Genomic DNA, 22,692 nt, shown 5'->3' with positions numbered 1-22,692 from the left:
TTTGAAAGGAAAAATTTTTGCTCATTTACAAATACACGCTTTTGTCTCCGCATTGTTAAAAAAGACCACATTACTGACATAAGCTCCAAACACACCATAAAACTTACGCAAACATTTACACTTTCACTCACCATTCTTTGCACAAATTGACCCAAAGTGGTTGGACCTTAGTGTATTCTAGCGCCGTTTTTAAGACTAAGATTCTTCTAAAAAAACTTAGGATGGTTATCTGCATAATGAGTTATCTGCATAATGAATAAAAATCTTGCTACATAGTAAGGAAATGTGAATAAAATTTTCATCGGTCTTTTAAACAACAAAACCCACGATATTAAACATATCGTGGGTTTCTTTTTTTGATGAATCCACTGACTGATTGCGCTTTTCCTTCAAACTACAAGCGGTCAAATTTTTCGAAAAAATTGCAAATTTATGCGCAAAAAAAACAAAAGACAGGCAAGCCTGTCTTTTGTGTTCATCTTAATTAAAGTGCTTTTAACACATTTACCATTTCTACCGCGCCTAATGCACATTCTGCGCCTTTGTTACCCGCTTTGGTACCCGCACGTTCGATGGCTTGTTCAATGCTTTCTGTGGTTAATACACCAAACATCACTGGCACACCAGTTTGTAATGCCACTGCGCCAATGCCTTTTGCTGCTTCATTACAAACATAATCATAGTGCGTAGTTGAACCACGAATAACTGTCCCTAAACAGATCACTGCATCATACTTACCACTTTCTGCCATTTTTTTCGCCACTAGTGGAATTTCAAATGCACCAGGTACCCAAACAGTATCGATATCATCTTCTGATGCGCCATGACGCACTAATGCATCGACTGCACCACTTAATAACTTATCGTTAATAAAATCATTAAAACGAGCCGTTACGATACCGAACTTTAAGCCAGTTGCCACTAAATTGCCTGTAATTTTTGCCATTTTGAAAGTTTCCTTATTGAAATAAAATTTGTTTATTTGCCACTTTAATTAAGTAAGCTATTGTTTAGAAGTTAAACATATGTCCCATTTTTACCTGTTTTACTTTCAGGTAATCAATGTCATTTTTGTTTGGTTCTACGATAATTGGCTCTCTTGAAACAATGTTTAAACCTTGCTCTTTTAAGCCGTCAATTTTACTTGGATTATTCGTTAATAAACGAATTGAATTTACGCCAAGCTGTTGGAACATTTGTGCGCCAATATAATATTCGCGCTCATCTTCTTTAAATCCTAACGCTAAATTCGCTTCAACGGTATCCATGCCTTTATCTTGCAATTCATAGGCACGTAATTTATTGACGAGCCCAATCCCACGACCTTCTTGGCGTAAGTAAAGTAATACACCTCTACCTTCTTGTTCAATTTGTGCCATCGCTGCAGCAAATTGTTGACCGCAATCACAACGTTGTGAACCAAAAGCATCACCCGTTAAACACTCAGAATGAATACGCGCTAATACATTTTCGCCATTTGAAATATCACCTTTGACTAAAGCTATATGCTCTTTGCCTGAGATTACTTCAACAAAACTATGCGCTATAAATTCGCCATATTTGGTTGGCATTTTCACGACTGAAACTTGCTTTACAAGGCAATCATATTTACGACGATATTCTTGTAACTGCGCAATCGTAATAAACGGTATATTGTGTTCTGTCGCAAATTTTTGCAAATCTGGCATAGTCATCATGGTGCCATCTTCTGCCATAATTTCACAGCAAAGTCCTGCGTGTTTTAACCCTGCTAAACGAGCCAAATCAACAGTCGCTTCAGTATGCCCATTGCGCACTAATACGCCACCTTCTTTGGCGATCAGTGGGAACATATGACCCGGACGGCGGAAATCTGAAGGTTTAGCACCATCTTCGACCATTTTTAAGGCGGTAATGGAACGCTCAAATGCAGAAATTCCTGTCCCTGTACTAATATGGTCAATGGCAACCGTAAATGCAGTTTCATGATTATCCGTATTTTTAGCGACCATTGGCGGAAGCCCTAATTTATCCGCAATTTCTTGCGAAATTGGCGTACAAATCAAACCTTTGCCGTATGTTGCCATAAAGTTGATATTTTCCGGTGTCGCAAATTCTGCTGCACAGATAAAATCGCCTTCATTTTCACGATCTTCATCATCGGTCACTAAAATAATTTTACCTTGTGCCATTGCTTCCAAGGCTTCTTCTACAGTTGAAAATTGAAACATAATTTTTCTCTCTTTCTTTAAATATTATGTGATTCTACGCAATCAATCAGTTCATCAGTGGATAAAATCACCGCAAACTCTTCATTTAGCGTTGCAATATTGATTTTATGAATTTGCTCGGCATCAATTTCTTCACCATCAGGCATTTTTAACGGGAAGGAAGCGGTCGCATTTTCAATCAGTTTTACTAAAAAGCCGTAATTAGCTGCCATTCGGATCGTTGTAGAAACGCAATGCGGTAAAGTTAAACCCGCAACGACTAGCTCCGTAATGCCTTGGCTTTTCAAATAATCCAACAAATGAGTACCAATAAAGGCACTATTTACCTTTTTCTGAAAAACTACTTCATCATTTTGTGGTTCAAACCCCGTTTGAAAGGCTTGGGTTTCACCTTGATAAAACAGCGAATTTGGATTATCTGAAATGTGTTGAATATGAATAATCTTTTGTCTTTTTGCTCGAAAATGTTGCAACAATCGTAGCATTTTTTGTTCAGCATTCGGATTATTCCGCTTTCCCCATTTCGAATCTAAAAATGCATTTTGCACATCAATCAACATTAAGGCTTGCATTTTATTTTCCTAAAACCCTGCATTTTTCAGGAAATCTGCTGTAATTTTACTTTGCGGGCTCTCTGGCTCTTTTTTCATTAAAAACTGCTCAATATATTTGCCAACAATATCATTTTCTAAATTCACGATACTGCCGACTTTTTTACTACCTAAATTGGTTTGCGCAATCGTGTGAGGAATAATGGAAACGCGGAATGAATTTTCATCGCTATCCACCACCGTTAAGCTAATTCCATCAATGGTAATTGAACCTTTTTCAATAATATAACGCATCAATTTTGGGCTTGTTTGAATGCGATACCAAGTGGAATTATGCGCAGGAATAATCTCCACTACCTCGCCCGTGCCATCAATATGACCTGAAACAATATGTCCACCAAAACGTCCATTAGCTGCCATTGCCCGCTCAAGGTTTACTGGGCTATTAGGTTTTAATTCGCCCAATGATGTTCGCTTAAGCGTTTCTGACATCACATCAGCCGTAAATTGATTTTGCGTAAAACTCGTGACTGTTAAGCAAACGCCATTTACTGCAATGCTATCGCCTAAATGCACATCACCAAGCACTTTACTTGCGTTAATCGTGACTACTGCAAATTCGCCCTGTTTATTGATTTGGGCAATTTTTCCTACTTCTTCAATAATGCCTGTGAACATCATTTATTCTCCTATCAAGTCCCCCTCTTTAGAAAAGAGAGGTTAGGGGAGATTTGATTACGATGCTTATTTTTCTTATGAGCTTCGCTTTCATTTCTGCCAAATCTCCCGTCCTTTTTTGTTAAAGAGAGTGAATAACTTCATAATCAATCAAAACATCTTCTCCTACCATTTCGATTGAATTCATCTTTAACTTCACGGCCTGAGATAAATCGCTAATTCCCTCACCACCAATCGGCGTTTTTGCTATTCTTCCGCCCACTAATTTCGGCGCAATATAGCAATGCACTCGATTAACTACACCGCTTTCTAACGCACTGAAATTCAAGCTAGCACCGCCTTCTATCAGCAAGCTATCAATTTGTTTTTCACCGAGCTTTTGCAAAAGATCCAACAAATCTACCCGCCTGTTTTTTGCCTTACAGAGAAGCACTTCCACACCAAGCGGTTCAAATTTTGCAATTTTTTGCAAATTATCCGAAATGGTTGCAATAATCGTTGGATAATCTTTTGCTGTTTGTACTAGCTGACAATCTAATGGCGTACGTAAATGACTATCACACACAATTCGCACAGGTTGACGTGCATTTGGCATGCGGCTATTTAGCATTGGATTATCAGCCAGCACCGTTTCTACACCCACCATGATCGCACGGTATTGATGGCGCGTTTCTTGTACTTTAGCTCTGGCTAATTCACCAGTAATCCATTTTGATTCACCTGTACTTGTGGCAATTTTGCCATCAGCTGTCATCGCGTATTTCAACAAAACATAAGGACGTTTAGTTTGAATGTAGTGAAAGAAAATAGGATTTAACTGATCACACTCTTCTCGAAGAAAATCTTCAATCACCTCAACGCCCGCTGCACGTAACTGTTTTGCACCTTTGCCGGAAACAAGCGGATTAGGATCTTGAGAACCAATAAAAACCTTTTTAATGCCAAGCTCAATCAACAAATCTGAACAAGGTGGCGTGCGCCCGTGATGGCAACAAGGCTCAAGAGTCACGTATGCCGTTGCATCCGTTAAATCAGCTTGGCTGTTTAAAATCGCATTACGCTCTGCGTGCCAACCACCAATTTTTTCGTGATACCCTTGTGCAACAATCTCGCCATTTTTAACAATCACACAGCCTACTAATGGATTAGGATTTGTCCAGCCACGTCCTTTTTCAGCTAAGCTGATGGCGCGTCGCATATATTCAGCGTCAGTCATAGATTTTCTTATTCTCTTAAACGTGAAATATGTTGATTAGGCATAAGAAATACACCCTTTATTTTCAAGGCAGGATCGAGCGTGTATTGCACGCCCTAAAAAAGAGATGCTTAAATAAAAAGCCTTGAAATCAAACGATCTCAAGGCTTGCAAAAAAGACATAGAAAACCACCGCTTGCGCGGTGCTTTTATCTTCTTCCATCCAGACTATACTGTCGGTACTGGAATTTCACCAGTTCCTGCTAACGTTTTATTAGCTCGCGGACTTTACCGCCGATCGGGAATTTCACCCTGCCCTGAAGATTAAAATTTTGTTAAATTCTGCGACCAAACTCTATTAAAGTCAAGTGTAAAAATCGGATTTATTGCAATAAAATAAATATCGTAATTTTCCCTTGTATTTCCAATTTTAAGCCCCATAATTGGAAAATTATCATTTTGGAATATAGAAATAAGAGAGCAAATTTATGGCACCAAGAAAGAAAAAAACAATTGAATTACCGCTTCTTCCTTTGCGGGATGTGGTGGTATTTCCTTATATGGTGATGCCGCTATTTGTCGGACGAGAAAAATCTATTTTAGCTCTTCGCTCAGCGATGGATGCTAACAAACAACTTTTTTTGGTATCTCAACAAGATGCTCAAACTGAAGACCCAACAACAGATGATATTTATACTGTAGGCGTGGTGGCTAACATTATTCAAATGCTCAACCTACCAGATGGCACGGTTAAAGTGTTAGTTGAAGGTCAAACTCGCGCCAAAATTGTGAAAGGTCACGATGATGAAAATGGTTTATGGGCAGAGGTTCAACCACTTAATACTGAAATTAACTTAGAAGAAGACGAAATCAACGCCTTAGCAAAAGCCACCTTAAGTGAGTTTGAAAGCTACATTAAATCCAATAAAAAAATCCCAGCGGAAATTTTGCCGAAATTGCAAAAAATTACCGAAAATGACCGCTTGGCAGACACTATTTCTGCTAACTTAATTGCACCGGTGAAGAAAAAACAACAGCTTTTAGAAGAAACGGAATTAGGTAAACGTTTCGAACAGCTATTAGTCGCCATGGCGACTGAAATGGATTCATTGGAAACCGAAAGTCGTATCCGTAATCGCGTAAAACAACAAATGGAAAAAAATCAGCGCGACTACTATTTGAATGAGCAAATTAAAGCGATTCAAAAAGAACTTGGCAATGGCGAAGATGTTGAACAAAGTGAACTAGATAAACTTAAAGCAAAAATTGATGAAGCTAAATTGCCGGCAGAAGTATTTGAAAAAGTCGATAACGAATTCAAAAAACTAAAAGCGATGCCTCAAAGCTCTTCAGAGGCGGCAGTTATTCGTGGTTATATCGACTGGATTTTACAAATGCCGTGGCATAAAAAATCAGTAGTGAAAAAAGATTTAACTAAAGCACAAGCTGTGTTAGATCAAGACCACTATGGTTTAGAACGTGTAAAAGAACGCATCGTAGAATACCTTGCAGTACAAAGCCGTTTAAATAAATTAAAAGGCCCAATTCTTTGCTTAGTTGGCCCACCAGGAGTGGGGAAAACTTCATTAGGACAATCTATTGCGAATGCAACCGGCCGTAAATATGTACGTATGGCACTGGGTGGCGTGCGCGATGAAGCTGAAATTCGCGGTCATCGCCGTACTTATATCGGTTCTATGCCGGGTTCTTTGATGAGCAAAATGGCAAAAGTTGGCGTGAAAAACCCGCTATTTTTACTCGATGAAATCGACAAAATGGCACAAGATATGCGTGGCGACCCTGCTTCTGCTTTATTAGAGGTGTTAGACCCAGAGCAAAATAAAGCCTTTAATGATCACTATTTAGAAGTGGATTACGATTTATCTGATGTTATGTTCGTGGCAACGTCTAACTCAATGAACATTCCACCAGCATTATTAGATCGTATGGAAGTGATTCGTCTTTCAGGTTATACCGAAGATGAAAAAATGCATATTGCACGCGATCACTTAATTGCAAAACAGCGAGAGAATAACGGCTTGAAAAAAGGCGAACTCAAGATTGAAGATAGCGCCATTTTAAGCATTATTCGTTATTACACGCGTGAAGCAGGCGTACGTAATTTAGAGCGTGAAATTGCCAAAATTTGTCGTAAAGCGGTAAAAGCATTAGTGTTAGATAAAACATTAAAATCAATTACGGTTAACGAAAATAACGTTGGCGATTACTTGGGCGTAAAACGTTTTGATTACGGCAAAATGGACAACCAAAATCGCGTTGGTGAAGTGACAGGCTTAGCTTGGACAGAAGTTGGGGGAGATTTATTAACTATTGAAACCGCCTCTGTACCAGGTAAAGGTAAACTTTCTTACACAGGCTCATTAGGCGATGTGATGAAAGAGTCTATCCAAGCTGCAATGACAGTCGTTCGCGCAAGAGCAGATAAACTAGGCATTGCTGAAGACTTCTACGAAAAACGCGATATTCACGTTCATGTACCAGACGGTGCGACACCTAAAGATGGCCCAAGTGCAGGTATTGCAATGTGTACCGCGCTTATTTCTAGCTTAACAGGTAACCCTGTGCGTAAAGAAGTGGCAATGACTGGCGAAATTAGCTTACGTGGTAAAGTCCTACCAATTGGCGGGCTAAAAGAGAAATTATTAGCCGCGCATCGTGGAGGCATTACTACGGTGATTATTCCAAAAGAAAATGAAAAAGATTTGGAAGAAATCCCAGACAATGCGAAAGCCGCACTCAGCATTCATCCGGTTGAAACTATCGATGAAGTGCTTGCTATTGCACTTGAACAACCACCAATGGGGATCGAAATTCTGCCTCATAAAGCAGTGAAAGTGAAAAAAGCTGCCAAAGCGAAAACAGCGATTCAGTAAAATTAACAAGCGGTTCATTTTTTCGGCATTTTTGCAAATGACGAAAAATGAGCCGTTTTTTATCTCATATTTTTAAAAGGAAAGTTTATGATTCAACAAACACTATGTTTAATTAAACCAGATGCCACAAAACGTCACTTAATCGGCAAAATTTTAAGCCATTTGGAAGAGAACGGTTTAACCATTAAAGCCCTGAAAAAAGTGCAATTGAATCAAGCTCAAGCAGAAGGTTTCTATGCCGAACATCAAGGGAAACCATTTTTTGAACCCCTGATCGAATTTATGATTTCTGCCCCTATTGTTGCAGTCGTACTTGAAGGGGAAAATGCAATCAGCCATTATCGTGAATTGATGGGTGCAACCGATCCTGAAAAACGCCAAGCGGGAACTATCCGTGCACTGTATGCTATTAGCGGACGAGAAAATAGTGTGCATGGTTCTGATTCTGAAGCCTCTGCAAAACGCGAAATTGCCTATTTCTTCAGTCCAAACGAAATTCTTTAACACACCATTCACTGAAATTTTACAAAGAAGATTCTCCTTTAAGCATTTAATGTAAATAAGGAGAATCTTTTTTTATTTTGCTAGAACGGTTTAGCTAAAATGAGGTACAATCCCCCGTAGTGATTATTTTTAAACCTACGCTTAAATAAGGAGCTAAAATGCTTAATTTATCGGCAAAAAATATCCGTTTAAATGGCAGTGCAGCCAATAAAGAAGAGGCGATTAAACAAGTTGCCGCAGGTTTGGTTGCTAACAACCATGTTGCTGAAGGCTATGCGGATGGGATGTTTGCACGCGAACAACAAACCTCCACTTTCTTAGGTAACGGTATTGCTATTCCGCACGGAACTTTAGACACTCGTCATTTAGTTCAAGAAACTGGGGTGCAAATCATTCAATTCCCGCAAGGGGTACAATGGGGTGATGGAAATACAGCTTATGTTGTCATCGGCATTGCAGCCAAATCAGATGAACATTTAACCTTACTACGCCAACTGACTACTGTATTAAGCGACGAAGATGCCGCCGCTGAATTAGCCAAAACCCAAGATATCCAAACCTTTGCTGATATTCTAAGCGGTAAAAAAAGTTTACCAACTCTCTCCCCTCAAACGCTTTCTTTAAACGTAGAAACAAACAGCTTACTCACCCTTGCTGCGATTAACGCAGGCAAATTACAAGAACAAGGCTATGTTGCCTCAAGCTATATCAGCGACACCATTGCGGCTGAACCATTATCATTAGCAGAAAACTTCTACATTATTGATAGTGCTAAAGGCAATTTAGCTAACGGTATTGCCCTAGCGCGTGCCTCTAACGGAAAAACCTTAATTAGCGTAGCTGCAGTAGATAATAGCTTAGAAAGCACCATCGCCCTATTGCTAAAACCAGAAGTACGCCAACAATTAACGCAAGCAAATGCTGAACAAATCATCGCGATTTTTAATGGACAATCTGTTGAAGTTGCTACGCCTGCACAAGCTAGCGGACAAGTTATTGGCACCTTTACTGTACGCAATGAAAACGGCTTACACGCTCGCCCAAGTGCGGTGTTAGTTCAAACATTAAAACCGTTCACTGCTAAAATCAATGTAGAAAATCTTGACCGTGGCACTACTCCTGCAAACGCAAAAAGCACAATGAAAGTCGTCGCATTAGGTGCCTCAAAAGGTGCTCGCTTACGCTTTGTTGCTGAAGGCGAAGACGCTCAACAAGCAATTGAAGCCCTTGCAAAAGCCTTTGAAAGTGGTTTAGGCGAAAGCGTTTCTTATGTACCTGAAACACCAGATAGCATTGAAGGTGGTGCAGCAGCAGTAAGCGCAGCACCTGTCGCCACACAAGCGGTCGAAAATCACGTACAAAATGCAAATAGCGATAGCCTGGATGCAAGCTTCGTGATTAAAAATGAACACGGTTTACACGCTCGTCCAAGTGCGGTATTAGTAAATGAAGTGAAAAAATATCAAGCCAAAATCGAAGTGCAAAATCTTGATAAAAACTCACCGCTTGTTAGTGCCAAAAGCTTAATGAAAATCGTCGCACTTGGCGCAACAAAAGGCACTACCCTTCGCTTTGTAGCTACCGGTGAAGATGCGCAAGCGGCACTTGATGGCATTGGTGCAGCAATCGACGCTGGCTTAGGTGAATAAGGAGTCGTGTATGACACAACGTATTGCAACCGTAACGCTAAACCCTGCTTTTGACTTGGTTGGTCGACTAACACGTATTGAAATTGGCGAAGTGAATACCGTGGAAACCCTTGGGCTTTATCCTGCTGGAAAAGGGATTAACGTAGCAAAAGTATTAGCTGATTTAGGTACACCGCCTACTGTGACAGGTTTTTTAGGTGAAGAGAATCAAGGCGATTTCGTGCAAAATTTTGCACAAAATGGATTAACAGATCATTTCTATCGCATTGGCGGGAAAACCCGTATTAACGTCAAAATTACCGAAACTGAAGCTGATGTGACTGATTTAAACTTCCTCGGTTTTGAAGTAAGCGCCCAAGATTGGCAGAAATTCATCGAACAATCTGCTACATGGAAAGATCAATTTGATTTAGTTGCGGTGTGCGGCTCTCTACCTCGTGGAATTAGTCCACAACAATTTGCACAATGGTTAGAATCTTTACATCAGCAAGGTTTAAAAGTGGTGCTAGATAGCTCTAACGCTGCATTAACTGAAGGCTTAAAAGCGCATCCGTGGTTAGTGAAACCTAATCGTCGTGAATTAGAAGTTTGGGTCGGTCGCCCACTCAATAGCCGTAAAGAAATTATTGAAGCCGCCGAACAACTACGCCAGCACGGCATTGAAAATGTGATTATCTCTATGGGTGAACAAGGCTCACTTTGGTTAAATCACGAAGGAGTACTGCAAGCCAAACCGCCACGCTGTGAAAATGTTGTCAGCACAGTAGGCGCGGGAGATTCGATGGTTGCAGGGCTTATTTATGGTTTAGCCCAAGGTTGGGATAAAGAGAAAACCTTACGCTTTGCCAGCGCAACCTCAGCGCTTGCCGTTTCACAAAGTAATGTGGGCATTTCAGATCGTAAAGCGCTTGATACTATTTTTGCGCAAACTGAAATCACCGTTATTTCAAAAAATATTTAAATTTTAAAGCAAGGAACACAGAATGAATCTTTCATTTATTTTCCCTCAATCATTAGGACAAGCTCGCCGCTTCTTAGCAACTGAAGTCTTATCAGCGGCAGCGAAGCAACAAGGTCATCAGGTTGTTGAAAGCCAACAAGCTGATTTCGTGGTGCTATTTGATGAACATATTCCTGCCCAAGCTGCAGGCAAACAAGGTGCGGTGTTAGATCTCAATACGGCTTTTGCAAATCCTGAACAAGCCTTAAAACAAGCGGTCGAAAATCCGCAAACTTTTGCTAATGCCACAAGCAACAATACGCTTTCTGCAAGTGGCACAAAAAATATTGTAGCCGTGACAGCTTGCCCAACAGGTGTGGCGCATACGTTTATGTCTGCAGAAGCGATTGAACACTATGCGAAAGCGCAAGGTTGGACGGTAAAAGTGGAAACCCGCGGACAAGTGGGTGCGGGTAACCCAATCAGCCCAGAAGAAGTTGCAGCAGCAGATTTAGTTTTTGTTGCAGCAGATATTGATGTGCCATTAGATAAATTTAAAGGCAAATTAATGTATCGCACTTCAACCGGTTTAGCGTTGAAAAAAACTGCACAAGAGTTTGATAAAGCCTTTAAAGAAGCCAAAATCTACGAAGGTGAAAGCCAACAAGCGGCAGCTGAAAGCAAAACCGAAGAGAAAAAAGGCGTGTACAAACACTTAATGACGGGTGTATCGCACATGTTGCCATTAGTCGTGGCAGGTGGTTTGTTAATTGCTATCTCATTTATGTTTGGTATTGAGGCATTCAAAACTGACGACTTTGCTGGTTTACCAAAAGCCTTAATGGATATTGGTGGCGGCGCTGCTTTCCACTTAATGATTGCGGTTTTTGCTGGCTATGTTGCGTTCTCCATTGCAGACCGTCCAGGTTTAGCGGTTGGTTTAATTGGCGGTATGCTGGCAACAACTGCAGGCGCAGGGATTTTAGGCGGTATCGTAGCGGGCTTCCTTGCAGGCTACACAGTGAAATTCCTTAACCAAATTATCCAACTTCCACCAAGCTTAACTTCGCTTAAACCGATTTTAATTCTGCCATTATTAGGCTCTGCAATTGTCGGTTTAGCTATGATATACCTCATCAATCCGCCAGTTAAATCGTTAATGGATGCGTTAGTACACTGGTTAAATACCATGGGACAAACTAACGCAATCATTCTCGGTATCATTTTAGGGACGATGATGTGTGCTGATATGGGTGGCCCAGTTAATAAAGCCGCTTATACATTCGGTGTGGGATTAATTGCTTCTCAACAATATATGCCAATGGCAGCCGTAATGGCCGCAGGTATGGTGCCACCAATCGGAATGGCGATTGCCACTTTACTTGCACGCAAAAAATTCAATACGAACCAACAAGATGCGGGTAAAGCTTCATTCGTGTTAGGGTTATGCTTTATCTCAGAAGGGGCGTTACCGTTTGTGGCAGCAGATCCAGTACGCGTTATTATCTCTTCTATTTTAGGGGGCGCAACCGCAGGTGCACTTTCGATGAGTTTAGGGATTACACTACAAGCGCCGCACGGTGGTTTATTTGTGATTCCATTTGTTTCGCAACCACTGATGTATTTAGCAGCCATTGCAATTGGCTCTTTAATAACTGGCGTAGTGTATGCCACTATCAAACAAAAAGCCGAATAATCTCTCTCTATCGCAGCGCCTTCGGGCGCTGTTTTTTTTGCAAAATGTTCTTAAAATCTAACCGCTTGTTGAAAACGCTCTGCTATAATGATGTTCCCTTTTTACCTTGCTAAACATTATGGAACAGCAAACTTCTTTCACAAACATTTTAGTGGCAATTGCCGCTATTATTATCATTCTTGCGGGGGTTAAACTCTCAGGAGAAATTATCATCCCGTTTTTATTATCGCTTTTTATTGCGATTATCTGTTCGCCAATTATCAAGCAAATGACCAAACGCGGCATCCCGCTTGGTATTGCCATCGGCTTACTTTTAGGCTTAATTATTCTGATTTTCTTTTTCTTAGCAGGCATGATTAACGCAGCTATTACAGAATTTACTGCCTCTATTCCGCAATATAAAACGTTATTGCTTACCCGCTTACAAAGCGTAGCCGAACTGGCAGAACGTTTTAATATTCCATTCAATATTCATCCTAACGACATTGCTCAACATTTCGATCCAAGCAATGTGATGAACTGGGTCAGCCGCTTATTACTCGGTTTTTCTAGTGCACTTTCAAACATTTTTATTATTTTGTTGGTAGTCATTTTTATGCTGATTGACTCACCTAATTCAAAATATAAAATTGCAGTGGCAATGAGTCCGGATGATGATCTTTCCAATGAAAAATTTTATATCGATCAGGTACTTAACGGCGTGATAGGTTATTTAGGCGTAAAAACTACCATGAGTTTACTCACCGCTATTTGTATTTGGTTGTTGCTCACTATTGTCGGCGTGCAATATGCAGTCTTGTGGGCGGTGCTGGGCTTCTTATTAAATTATATTCCAAGTATTGGTTCTATTTTGGCTGCCATTCCTATTATTCTTCAAGCCTTACTACTTAATGGCTTTACTGAAGGAATTATTGTGCTAGTTGGTCTTGTAGTTATTAACGTGCTCATCGGGAATATCATTGAGCCTAAAATCATGGGTAAACGACTTGGGCTTTCAATTTTAGTGGTCTTCCTCTCTTTACTCTTCTGGGGCTGGCTACTGGGTACGGTGGGTATGCTACTTTCCGTTCCACTGACTATGGCGCTAAAAATGGGGCTTGAATCTAATCCAACTACTCGCCGTTATGCCATTTTGTTAAGTGATACCGAAGAGATACAAAACAAAATGCATTAACCGCTTGACGATTAACAAAGCGTTGCTAAAATAAGCAACGCTTTTTTATTGAAAAAGCACGTTCGGATGAAGGTAGCTGGAGATAAGCGAATCAACGCTTAACCGACGAGGTAAAATCTTTCAGGTGCATAGCAATATGTAAGGACAGTTACTGGACGAACCCTTGGAGAGATCCAATCGCTCATTTTAATCAAAACATAGAGCGAAAATGGACGCCGAAGGCGCAAATTCATGGCTTTGAATGAAACGCTCAGGCAAAAGGACAGGGGAGAAAAGTACCATTCACTTGCAAGCGGTAAGATTTTGCAAATTTTTTGCAAAAATCGACCGCTTTGCGTCGCTTTTCTTTCCTTGTATAAAAGGGATTACCCATCATTACGAGGAACTTACTACATGTCATTGCATGATACGCTTAGCGCCATCAGCAGTTTTATTTGGGGTGCACCATTACTCATTTTAATTTCCTGTGTTGGAATTTATTTGACTTTCGCGCTACGCGGCATTCAGATCACTCAGCTTGTTAGAGCTTTCATTTATATGTTTAAGCCAGAAAAAGGCGAAGGACAAAGTGGCGATATTTCCGCTTTTGCTGCCCTTTCTACCGCGCTTGCAGCCACTATTGGCACAGGTAACATCGTTGGGGTAGCAACAGCCATTTATCAAGGTGGCCCGGGTGCGCTTTTTTGGATGTGGCTAATTGCCGTATTTGGCATGGCAACGAAATATGCTGAAGGTGTACTCGCCATTAAATACCGTGGCAAAGATCGTGCTGGTTATATTGCGGGTGGCCCAATGTATTACATTGAAATGGGCATGGGTAAAAAATGGCGTTGGCTAGCAAAAATGTTTGCCTTTTTTGGTGTGATGGTAGCATTAGTCGGTATCGGAACTTTCCCACAAGTCAACGGGATTACCGAATCTATCTCAATGACCTTTCATTTACCTATTCCACTGATTTCTATCGTCCTGACGCTAGTTGTCGCAGCCATTATTCTAGGTGGGGTAAAACGAATTTCTAAAATTGCGATGGTTGTGGTGCCATTTATGGCGGTAGCTTATGTGGTGATTGGTATTACTATTCTTGCGCTCAATGCAGAAAAAATTCCAAGTGCAATTTCGCTTATCGTACAAGCGGCATTTGATCCACAAGCCGCATTAGGTGGCGCCTTTGGTTTTACTATGATGAAAGCGATTCAACTTGGGGTCGCGCGCGGTATCTTCTCTAATGAAGCCGGTTTAGGTTCTGCCCCAATTGCAGCAGCTGCAGCACAAACGAAAGAACCAGTACGCCAAGGCTTAATCTCGATGACTGGAACATTCTTAGACACCATTATTGTGTGTAGCGTAACCGGTTTAGTGATTGTTATTACTGGTGCATGGCAAGGTACTGCAAAAGGTGTAGAACTCACGAACATTGCCTTTAATCAAGGGCTTGGCAGCCAATTAGGTGGCTCGATTGTTAGTATTGGCTTAGTCTTCTTCGCATTTACCACCATTTTAGGTTGGTGTTATTACGGCGAACGTTGCTTAGTTTACCTCACAGGCGGTCGCACTAAAGGGATTAAATTCTATCGTATGCTCTTTATTTTACTGATTGCCTTCGCACCATTTTTACAACTTGAAACCATTTGGGCGATTGCTGACATTGTTAATGGCTTAATGGCATTCCCGAACCTCATTGCTTTAGTAGCATTACGTAAAGTGATTATTGGTGAAACCCGCGATTATTTCCAACGCTTGAAAAAAGGAGAAATCGCCTAATTTGGCAATATCCATTAAAATGTGGGCGCATTTGCCCACATTTTTTCTGCATACCATTATGAGAAAATTACACACCTTTATTCTATTATTCAGTTTATTTTTTTCTACACATTGTGCTGCTCAAGCGCCTAGTCGAAGTTTTGAATGTAAAGTCGTTGGCATTAGTGATGGCGATACCCTCACTTGTCTTTTTGAACGGAAACCTATTAAAATTCGACTTCTACATATTGATGCCCCTGAATCTCGTCAAGCTTTCGGAAATCGAGCAAAACAAACGCTCGCAGAACTTGTCTTTAAAAAGCATGTAAAAGTCATTAGCAAAGGTTACGATAAATATGACCGCTTGTTAGCGGAAGTTTACGAGAGTAACCAAAATATCAACCTTATTTTAGTTGAAAAAGGAATGGCTTGGGCTTATTCAAAAAGCCTACCCATTTATGAACAAGCAGAAGCCAATGCTCGGCAAAATAGAATCGGCTTATGGCAAGATGCAAATCCTATTTCACCTAGCGATTGGCGTAAACAACAAAGAGCTCAACCTACTTTAGAAAATAGCCTTTCAACAATCAATACGCGTCCACAAGCCATCAACTGCCAAGCTAAATTAAGTTGTAATGATTTTCGTGATTTTGACAGCGCGAATCGGTATTTCCAAGCTTGTCATGCAAAAGATATGGATGGCAATCGCGATGGTATTCCTTGCAATCGACTTTATCGCAAACAGCAACGCCCATAGAGAGGCATTATGAACACAACATTTCGCCAACATTTTCCTTTTTTTAGTCAATCAGCTCATTGGACTTATTTAGACTCAGCTGCGACAACCTTAAAACCACAAGTGTTAATTGATAGCACCGCTGCGTTTTATGCATCTGCTGGTTCGGTACATCGCAGCCAATACGACTATACTCAAACCCAACAATATGAACACGCGCGCGACTTAGTCGCACAACGTTTTAACGTAGAAAAACGTGAGGCAGTGATTTGGACAAGTGGTACCACGCATGCAATTAATCTTGTTGCTCAAGGCTTAGAAGAGAATATTCACGCTGGCGATGAAATTATTATTTCTGTTGCCGAACACCATGCTAACTTCATTCCTTGGCAGCAACTTTGTTTACGCAAACAAGCAAAATTGATTGTGTTACCACTTAATGCCGCCTATCAAATTGATGAAAGCACGCTACAAGCAGCCCTTTCTGAGAAAACTAAATTGGTTGCCTTTAATTTAGTGTCGAACATTACTGGTGTGCGCCAACCTGTTGAACAGCTTATTCCGATTATTCGCGCTAATTCAAAAGCAAAAATTTTACTTGATATTGCTCAAGCCGTCTGTTCGGAAAAAGTCGATGTACAGCGATTAGATGCCGACTTTTATGCGTTCTCGGCACATAAAATGTATGGCCCAAACGGAGTGGGCGTGCTTACAGGCAAATGGCAAAGTTTAAATCAATTACGACCGCTTTTTTATGGCGGAAAAATGCTGACCTCTGTTTCAACTGAACAGCTCACCTTAGCAGAATTACCTTATCGATTAGAAGCTGGCACGCCGAATATTGCTGGAATCATTGGCTTTGGCGCCGTACTTGCTTGGCTCAATGAGTGGGATTTTGAAATGCTCAATCAATCGCTTTATATGCTAGTTGAGCAAGCTTACAAGCGGTTAAAAAATTATGCTGATTTGCAAATCATTGGCTCACAACATAGCCCGACTATCAGCTTTATTTTTAAACATCAGCATCATGCAGATATTGCTGCCATTCTCGCTGAACAGCAGATTGCGATTCGTGTAGGAGAACATTGCGCCAAACCGTATCTACATTACTTAAAACAAAGTGGCACGCTACGACTTTCTTTGGCACATTACAATAATGAAGCTGATCTCAATGCCTTTTTTAATGCCTTAGATCAGGCCTTGGATATTTTAGCGTCTTAAGTTAAAAAAAGCCGAAAATATGCTAAAATGCCTAATACGAACAAGGTATTGATTGCACCAATTTACTAATATTTTGAAAATTAAATTTTGAGGATATTCCCATGGCTAAAGAAATTAAAAAGATTGCCGTACTTACTAGCGGCGGTGATGCACCTGGCATGAACGCTGCTATTCGCGGTGTTGTTCGTGCTGCTCTAAACGAAGGTTTAGAAGTTTGTGGCATACAAGACGGCTATTATGGTTTATGTGAAGGGCATGTTATTCCACTTGACCGTCGCTCAGTATCAGAAACCATCAACCGCGGCGGTACGTTCTTAGGTTCAGCACGTTTTCCACAATTTAGAGAATACGAAGTTCGTAAACAAGCGGTAGAAACACTAAAAAAACATAATATTGATGCATTAGTAGTTATCGGCGGCGATGGTTCTTACATGGGCGCAAAATTATTAACTGAAGAATTTGGTTATCCTTGCATTGGATTACCAGGCACGATTGATAACGACATTGTGGGAACTGATTACACTATCGGTTACCAAACCGCATTAGAAACCGCGCTTGAAGCAATCGACCGTTTACGTGATACATCAAGCTCGCACCAACGTATTTCTATTGTTGAAATCATGGGTCGTCATTGTGGCGATTTAACTATTAGTGCAGCGCTTGCCGGCGGTTGTGAATACATTGTCGTACCAGAGAAAGGGTTAGATAAAGAATCGCTCATGCGTAACATTGATAATGGCTTTAAAAAAGGTAAACGCCACTCTATCATTGCAATTACTGAGTTGATGACTGATGTGCACCAATTAGCACGCGAAATCGAAGAACGCTTTGGACACGAGACTCGTGCAACCGTATTAGGTCACACCCAACGTGGTGGTTCACCTTGTGCTTTCGACCGTATTTTAGCTTCTCGCATGGGCGTTTATGCGGTGGAATTATTACTACAAGGTTACGGCGGTCGTTGTGTGGGCATCCAAAATGAGAAATTGGTTCACCATGATATCGTTGACGCTATCAAAAATATGCGTCGTCCATTTAAAGAAGAGCTATTTGAAGCATCTCGCAAATTATTCTAATCTTAAAAACTTATCACAAGCGGTTGAAAAACCGCTTTTTTTTACGCATAATTCCGACTAATATTATCAATCATCATTCTCATTATGCAGTATTCTAAACCGGTTATTTCCAACCAACACGGTGCGTTGGTCATGGCTCTCTTACCATTTTTATACGCACAATTTGCTGAACATCACCAGGCTGGTTTTTACCATCTTTCCTTCGGTCTTTCTTGGTTTTTACTTTATTTATTCTCTTATCCTTTTTTTGCAAATATTAGTAAAAAACCGACCGCTAGAAACCGTCAATGGACAATTATTTATTTTGCGTTAAGCCTAATAAGTGCATTACCTGCCCTTTTCTATCAACCTCGACTCCTCTATTTTATTCTGCCAATGCTGCCACTAGGACTCATTCAATTTTATTTTGCGAAAAAGCGAGATGAACGAAATTTACTCAATGATATTGCCGGCATCCTGACTTTTGGCATTATTGGTATTGCAAATGGCTTTTTAGCTAGCGATACGCTGAATTTTCACTATCTACTCCATCCTAGCCTATTTTTTATTGCCACAACTTTTTATATTAAAAGTATGGTAAGAGAACGGAAAAATCCGCTATATATGGAGCTTAGCATTGCACTACATTTAGTATTCGCATACCTTTATTGGGAAATCGGCTTTATCGCACTTTTTGCGGTTTACTTATTTGCGCTCGGGCGCAGTATTATCGTGCCAAGCCTAAGTTGGAATGTAAAACAAATCGGTATGTTTGAATTTTTAACTTATCTACTTTTACTCATTGCACTGATAATCAGCGGTTAAACGAAAGAGGGAAATGTTTGCGCATTTCCCTCTTTGCCTGATTAAAAAAATGATTTGAACCACATCTATCCATTCCAGAAATAGCGAATGATATGGAAGAAAATTGGTGCTGAGAAACAAACAGAGTCCATTCTGTCAAGCATGCCACCATGTCCGTTGATCATTTTACCCCAGTCTTTTACCCCGTGATCGCGTTTAATAGCAGACATGACTAACCCGCCTAAAAAGCCCATGATACAGACGATCAACCCAATCAATCCAGCTTGCCAATAAGTAAATGGGGTTATCGGCGCCATGAGCATTGCAACCAACGTTGCAGAAAGGATGCCTCCAACTGTACCAGAAATCGTTTTAGAAGGAGAAAGCCTTGGCATAATTTTTGGTCCACCGACTAATTTTCCCCAAATGTATTGCAATACGTCGCTAGATTGCACGGTCGCAATCATAAAAATCACTAATAAAATGTTATTTTCAGGGGAGAAATTCTCTAAATTAAGAAACAACAGTGCTGGTACATGCGAAATACAGAAAATACAACTCATCGCCATCCATTGTGTTTTAGCCATACGCGCCAGAAATTGTTCTGTATTACCGCTAAAACTACCCACAATCGGCAACAACAAAAAGCCATAAACCGGAATAAAGATAGAGAACATGCCATACCACTGCTCAATCACGAAATAATACTGAATCGGCAATAATAGATAAAAGCAAGTCACCATACTGTAATAGTCACAGCTTTTGCGATAAATCACAGTCATAAATTCCCGCAATGCAATAAAAGAAATTAAGAAAAACAGAATGGTCGCGCCAATTCTGCCAAATAGGAAAGCGATAAATAATACGCCTGTCATCACCCACCAAGCGTTAATGCGCGCGACTAGGTTAGTAATCGTGCTATTTTCTTCGCCATATTTTCGAGTAAGTAATTTACCGATAGCGCTGGCAATAATTAACAAACCGAATACGACAACAAAAATAAAATTGGCTTGAGCTAACATTTTTCACTCTCCTTTTTAGCATTTGGATCTAACGCTAACAACGCATTACGCGTACGTTCGAGAAATGCCTGCTTCTCTTCATTTTCAGCTAATTTTAACGATTCGCCAACATGTATGTCGCACAATAACGGAATCGGCAACCACTTACCTTTAGGTAACACGCGATTAATGTTATCTATCCAAATTGGTACAAACTCAACATCTGGATTTTGCTGAGCAAGATGATAAATGCCGGATTTAAAGGGTAACAATTGCTGGGACTCATCGGTATTTCGAGTGCCTTCTGGAAACAGAATTAACGAATGCTGCTTCAAAGCATCACTCATCGTTTGAACAGCCTGCTCAGGATGTTCACTCTGGCGAGGAATCAGCACACCATTAAAAACTTGATGAATAATAAAACGGCGTAAAGCATTTTTCTGCCAATACTCCTGTGCAGCCACTGGGCGAGTAACCATTCGGCATGCTTGCGGAAGGGATACCCACACCAGCATAAAATCTCCATGGCTACTATGATTGGCGTAATAAACTTTTTTATTAGGGGTGAAAGGAAATTGTTTTTCTGATTGCGGGCGAATTCCTGTGAGGAAAGATACGAAAAAACATAATCCGCTATCAATTAGCCGTGCGAATAAACGTGAGAAAAATTGCATACTTCCTCCTAAATAAGCCATAACCCAAGCTGAGCCAAGGTGGCAAACAAAGCTCTATACCACAAGCGAATCGCGCCTTTAGCACGTTCTGTGACACTACGTGCCTTGGTCTGTTTTAGCAAGCCCAATATGACCAACGTACGATCAAATTCGTTGAAATTTTGGCTATTGGCAAAAATACGTTGGTCAAAATCAAGACGAATATGCAAATAAAGCAAAGCTACCGCTAATAACAGATTGAAAACAATACAATGCTCTTTAATTAGGCTTGCTATCAACAAAACTAAATTTAGTAGTGCCATATAACGTGCGGTTGCCAAAAAATATACCGTTGTTTTAATTGTAGTTTGTTCAAATTCCATTTTTTGTCTCTAGATGAAATTGCTGACTTGCCAGCTCAATCCGCTCGCAAACCCCTATGAGAAATAGCCATTTTAGGGTGAGCCATTCGGACTGTATTTATCGCTTGTTCGAGGTTAGTTGCTCTATTAGTCGCTAACAACCATGTCAGCACGACCGCAGCACTGCGCCCATAACCTAATTCACAAGCTACGAGTACCTGTTTATTTTCTGTTTGCAAGCGGTCTAATTTACGGGCTGCTTGGCAAAGTTCATTTGCACTTGGTGGCACTAAATCTAACATTAAAGCTATTCAAAACTTCGAGTCTAAACTACACTTGAAGTAAAGGTCGTTTGTTCTACACTAAGAAATTTTTAGTATCTTATTAGTTTTATTTATTTTAAAACAAATGATACGTACAGTTCCTGATTTCTTAGACTATCCAAATATTTTCTAGCAGTCATGACACTTTCATTTTGAACATTGCCATCGTAATACCAATTATCGTATGTATGTTCAAAATTATCATCTGCTTTTCGATATATGTCACCACCTAGAATAAAAAGATTCAAGCCATCAAGAATAGCTAAAACCCTAATAGATAATTTTATTGGAATGATGACTGTATTTTCTCCCTGTTTAAATAAGCTGAATCCATTATTCATGTAAATGTTAATTAATTCGTTCATTATTATATATTCTCTATCTTAGTTAAGTCACTTTTACTTTAAGCAGTTCGAAAATCAAGTCTAACTCAGAAACTATTATTGATTTATAATGATTCAAAAGTAAGAAACCCGCTTAATTTTGCCATATAACTTTATTATCAGAACCAAAAGTAATTTTCTTAATAGGTTTTTCAATGATAATTTCTTTATTCAAATCACCTGAATACTTACCCTTTGCTAATGCCTCAAACAAAACAATATTTAATTCATCATCATGAATTGTTATTTTGCTATCTGATATTCCCATTGCACTATTTCCTAATAAACCAGTTAAGTGAATTTTTCTATTCCCTTTCATTTCAGTAACGGAAATTTTAAAATTCCAAATATCATCAAATTTAATTTCATGATTAGCTAGCACAATGTTAGATAGCAATAACCCCATCACACCTAATAAAATCACCTTGATTTTCATAATACACCTTTCCATACTGATAGAATGAACAAAAACTATTTAGAGTCTAAACTCACTGAGATTTATCTTATCAAGATATTGTTTATATCCACATCTCTAAAATTTAGATTATAATAATTTTTTGTGCGATTTTGTTTAAATTTGGGGCTTTGTGCAACTGCTACATAATACCGTTAAATTTGACCGCACTTTTTTTATGATATTTTTAAAACACTAAAACCTATTCATTTCATAAGCTGAACGTAGAACTCTGTAATCCTCAAGACGATCTCCTAAATAAGCCACAATCCCAGCTGAGCTAAGGTTGGAAAGAAAGCCCTATACCACAAGTGAATCGCACCTTTAGCGCGTTCTGTGACACTACGGGTCTTGGTCTGTTTGAGCAAGCCCAATGTGACCAAAGTACGATCAAATTCGTTGAAATTTTGACTATTGGCAAAAATACGTTGGTCAAAATCAAGACGAATATGCAAATAAAGCAAAGCTA

At 39.9% G+C, this 22,692-nt stretch carries 22 protein-coding genes, 1 pseudogene and 2 riboswitches; of the genes and pseudogenes, 11 read left to right on the top strand and 12 right to left on the bottom strand.

Going from position 1 to position 22,692, the window contains the following annotated elements; all coding sequences use genetic code 11:
* Nucleotides 1–484 precede the first annotated feature (484 nt).
* The 5 genes from ribH to ribD all read right to left on the bottom strand — a co-directional run bounded on the left by ribH (nt 485) and on the right by ribD (nt 4,655).
* Entirely contained in the window at nt 485–946 is a 462-nt protein-coding gene (gene ribH / locus HMPREF1128_RS00270) for a 6,7-dimethyl-8-ribityllumazine synthase (protein WP_007523229.1), read from the bottom strand.
* A gap of 64 nt (nt 947–1,010) precedes the next feature.
* Complete coding sequence (locus tag HMPREF1128_RS00265) at nt 1,011–2,210, bottom strand: bifunctional 3,4-dihydroxy-2-butanone-4-phosphate synthase/GTP cyclohydrolase II (protein WP_007523114.1); 1,200 nt, start codon at nt 2,208–2,210, stop codon at nt 1,011–1,013.
* Between the two features lie 17 nt (nt 2,211–2,227).
* A complete protein-coding gene (locus HMPREF1128_RS00260) occupies nt 2,228–2,782 on the bottom strand; it encodes a cysteine hydrolase family protein (protein ID WP_007523016.1) in 555 nt (184 codons plus the stop codon).
* A 9-nt stretch (nt 2,783–2,791) separates the two neighbouring features.
* Nucleotides 2,792–3,439, bottom strand: a complete 648-nt coding sequence (gene ribE / locus HMPREF1128_RS00255) for a riboflavin synthase (RefSeq protein WP_035529870.1) — start codon at nt 3,437–3,439, stop codon at nt 2,792–2,794.
* A 121-nt stretch (nt 3,440–3,560) separates the two neighbouring features.
* Nucleotides 3,561–4,655 (bottom strand): bifunctional diaminohydroxyphosphoribosylaminopyrimidine deaminase/5-amino-6-(5-phosphoribosylamino)uracil reductase RibD, encoded by a 1,095-nt coding sequence (gene ribD / locus HMPREF1128_RS00250; RefSeq protein WP_007522975.1) that lies wholly within the window; start codon nt 4,653–4,655, stop codon nt 3,561–3,563.
* A gap of 186 nt (nt 4,656–4,841) precedes the next feature.
* A riboswitch (FMN riboswitch) is annotated at nt 4,842–4,963 on the bottom strand.
* A gap of 159 nt (nt 4,964–5,122) precedes the next feature.
* Between ribD and lon the strand changes: the two genes are divergently transcribed.
* The 11 genes from lon (at nt 5,123) to HMPREF1128_RS00195 (ending at nt 19,068) form a co-directional block, all read left to right on the top strand.
* Entirely contained in the window at nt 5,123–7,528 is a 2,406-nt protein-coding gene (lon, locus tag HMPREF1128_RS00245; protein WP_007523145.1) for an endopeptidase La, read from the top strand.
* 87 nt (nt 7,529–7,615) lie between these two features.
* A complete protein-coding gene (ndk, locus tag HMPREF1128_RS00240; RefSeq protein ID WP_007523274.1) occupies nt 7,616–8,032 on the top strand; it encodes a nucleoside-diphosphate kinase in 417 nt (138 codons plus the stop codon).
* A 158-nt stretch (nt 8,033–8,190) separates the two neighbouring features.
* Nucleotides 8,191–9,681 carry a fused PTS fructose transporter subunit IIA/HPr protein gene (fruB, locus tag HMPREF1128_RS00235; RefSeq protein ID WP_007523057.1) on the top strand — a complete coding sequence of 497 codons (1,491 nt, stop codon included), beginning with the start codon at nt 8,191–8,193 and terminating at the stop codon, nt 9,679–9,681.
* A gap of 10 nt (nt 9,682–9,691) precedes the next feature.
* Nucleotides 9,692–10,642 carry a 1-phosphofructokinase gene (gene fruK, locus HMPREF1128_RS00230; protein ID WP_007523253.1) on the top strand — a complete coding sequence of 317 codons (951 nt, stop codon included), beginning with the start codon at nt 9,692–9,694 and terminating at the stop codon, nt 10,640–10,642.
* A gap of 22 nt (nt 10,643–10,664) precedes the next feature.
* Complete coding sequence (locus HMPREF1128_RS00225) at nt 10,665–12,317, top strand: fructose-specific PTS transporter subunit EIIC (RefSeq protein WP_007523100.1); 1,653 nt, start codon at nt 10,665–10,667, stop codon at nt 12,315–12,317.
* Between the two features lie 118 nt (nt 12,318–12,435).
* A complete protein-coding gene (locus HMPREF1128_RS00220) occupies nt 12,436–13,491 on the top strand; it encodes an AI-2E family transporter (protein WP_007523167.1) in 1,056 nt (351 codons plus the stop codon).
* Between the two features lie 153 nt (nt 13,492–13,644).
* Nucleotides 13,645–13,767: riboswitch (glycine riboswitch) on the top strand.
* A 117-nt stretch (nt 13,768–13,884) separates the two neighbouring features.
* Nucleotides 13,885–15,252: an alanine/glycine:cation symporter family protein gene (locus HMPREF1128_RS00215; RefSeq protein ID WP_007523233.1), complete on the top strand. Its 1,368-nt coding sequence runs from the start codon at nt 13,885–13,887 to the stop codon at nt 15,250–15,252.
* A 58-nt stretch (nt 15,253–15,310) separates the two neighbouring features.
* Nucleotides 15,311–15,988, top strand: a complete 678-nt coding sequence (locus HMPREF1128_RS00210) for a thermonuclease family protein (RefSeq protein WP_035529867.1) — start codon at nt 15,311–15,313, stop codon at nt 15,986–15,988.
* Between the two features lie 9 nt (nt 15,989–15,997).
* Nucleotides 15,998–17,188, top strand: coding sequence for an aminotransferase class V-fold PLP-dependent enzyme (locus HMPREF1128_RS00205; RefSeq protein ID WP_007522972.1), 1,191 nt, complete (start codon nt 15,998–16,000; stop codon nt 17,186–17,188).
* 101 nt (nt 17,189–17,289) lie between these two features.
* Nucleotides 17,290–18,264 carry a 6-phosphofructokinase gene (pfkA, locus tag HMPREF1128_RS00200; protein ID WP_007523004.1) on the top strand — a complete coding sequence of 325 codons (975 nt, stop codon included), beginning with the start codon at nt 17,290–17,292 and terminating at the stop codon, nt 18,262–18,264.
* Between the two features lie 84 nt (nt 18,265–18,348).
* A complete protein-coding gene (locus tag HMPREF1128_RS00195; RefSeq protein ID WP_029495218.1) occupies nt 18,349–19,068 on the top strand; it encodes a YwiC-like family protein in 720 nt (239 codons plus the stop codon).
* A 65-nt stretch (nt 19,069–19,133) separates the two neighbouring features.
* Here the strand turns inward: HMPREF1128_RS00195 and HMPREF1128_RS00190 are convergent, their stop codons facing one another.
* From HMPREF1128_RS00190 to HMPREF1128_RS00160, 7 genes and pseudogenes are all read right to left on the bottom strand, one after another.
* Nucleotides 19,134–20,069 carry a phosphatidate cytidylyltransferase gene (locus HMPREF1128_RS00190; protein ID WP_007523112.1) on the bottom strand — a complete coding sequence of 312 codons (936 nt, stop codon included), beginning with the start codon at nt 20,067–20,069 and terminating at the stop codon, nt 19,134–19,136.
* Nucleotides 20,063–20,722 carry a lysophospholipid acyltransferase family protein gene (locus HMPREF1128_RS00185; RefSeq protein WP_007523244.1) on the bottom strand — a complete coding sequence of 220 codons (660 nt, stop codon included), beginning with the start codon at nt 20,720–20,722 and terminating at the stop codon, nt 20,063–20,065. Before HMPREF1128_RS00185 ends, HMPREF1128_RS00190 begins: the two co-directional genes overlap by 7 nt.
* An 8-nt stretch (nt 20,723–20,730) precedes the next feature.
* Nucleotides 20,731–21,084: a hypothetical protein gene (locus HMPREF1128_RS00180; RefSeq protein ID WP_007523106.1), complete on the bottom strand. Its 354-nt coding sequence runs from the start codon at nt 21,082–21,084 to the stop codon at nt 20,731–20,733.
* Nucleotides 21,085–21,119: 35 nt separating this feature from the next.
* Nucleotides 21,120–21,365 (bottom strand): dual specificity protein phosphatase family protein, encoded by a 246-nt coding sequence (locus tag HMPREF1128_RS00175; RefSeq protein ID WP_007523235.1) that lies wholly within the window; start codon nt 21,363–21,365, stop codon nt 21,120–21,122.
* 92 nt (nt 21,366–21,457) lie between these two features.
* On the bottom strand, nt 21,458–21,751 hold the full coding sequence (locus HMPREF1128_RS00170; RefSeq protein WP_010129362.1) for an Imm40 family immunity protein: 294 nt from the start codon (nt 21,749–21,751) through the stop codon (nt 21,458–21,460).
* Between the two features lie 112 nt (nt 21,752–21,863).
* Complete coding sequence (locus HMPREF1128_RS00165) at nt 21,864–22,205, bottom strand: hypothetical protein (protein WP_007523067.1); 342 nt, start codon at nt 22,203–22,205, stop codon at nt 21,864–21,866.
* Between the two features lie 272 nt (nt 22,206–22,477).
* A pseudogene (locus tag HMPREF1128_RS00160) lies at nt 22,478–22,692 on the bottom strand (hypothetical protein); the annotation flags it as partial.

This window comes from Haemophilus sputorum HK 2154 (genome assembly GCF_000287615.1).
GTDB lineage: Bacteria > Pseudomonadota > Gammaproteobacteria > Enterobacterales > Pasteurellaceae > Haemophilus_A > Haemophilus_A sputorum.
This window is presented reverse-complemented; position numbering and strand designations above follow the sequence as displayed.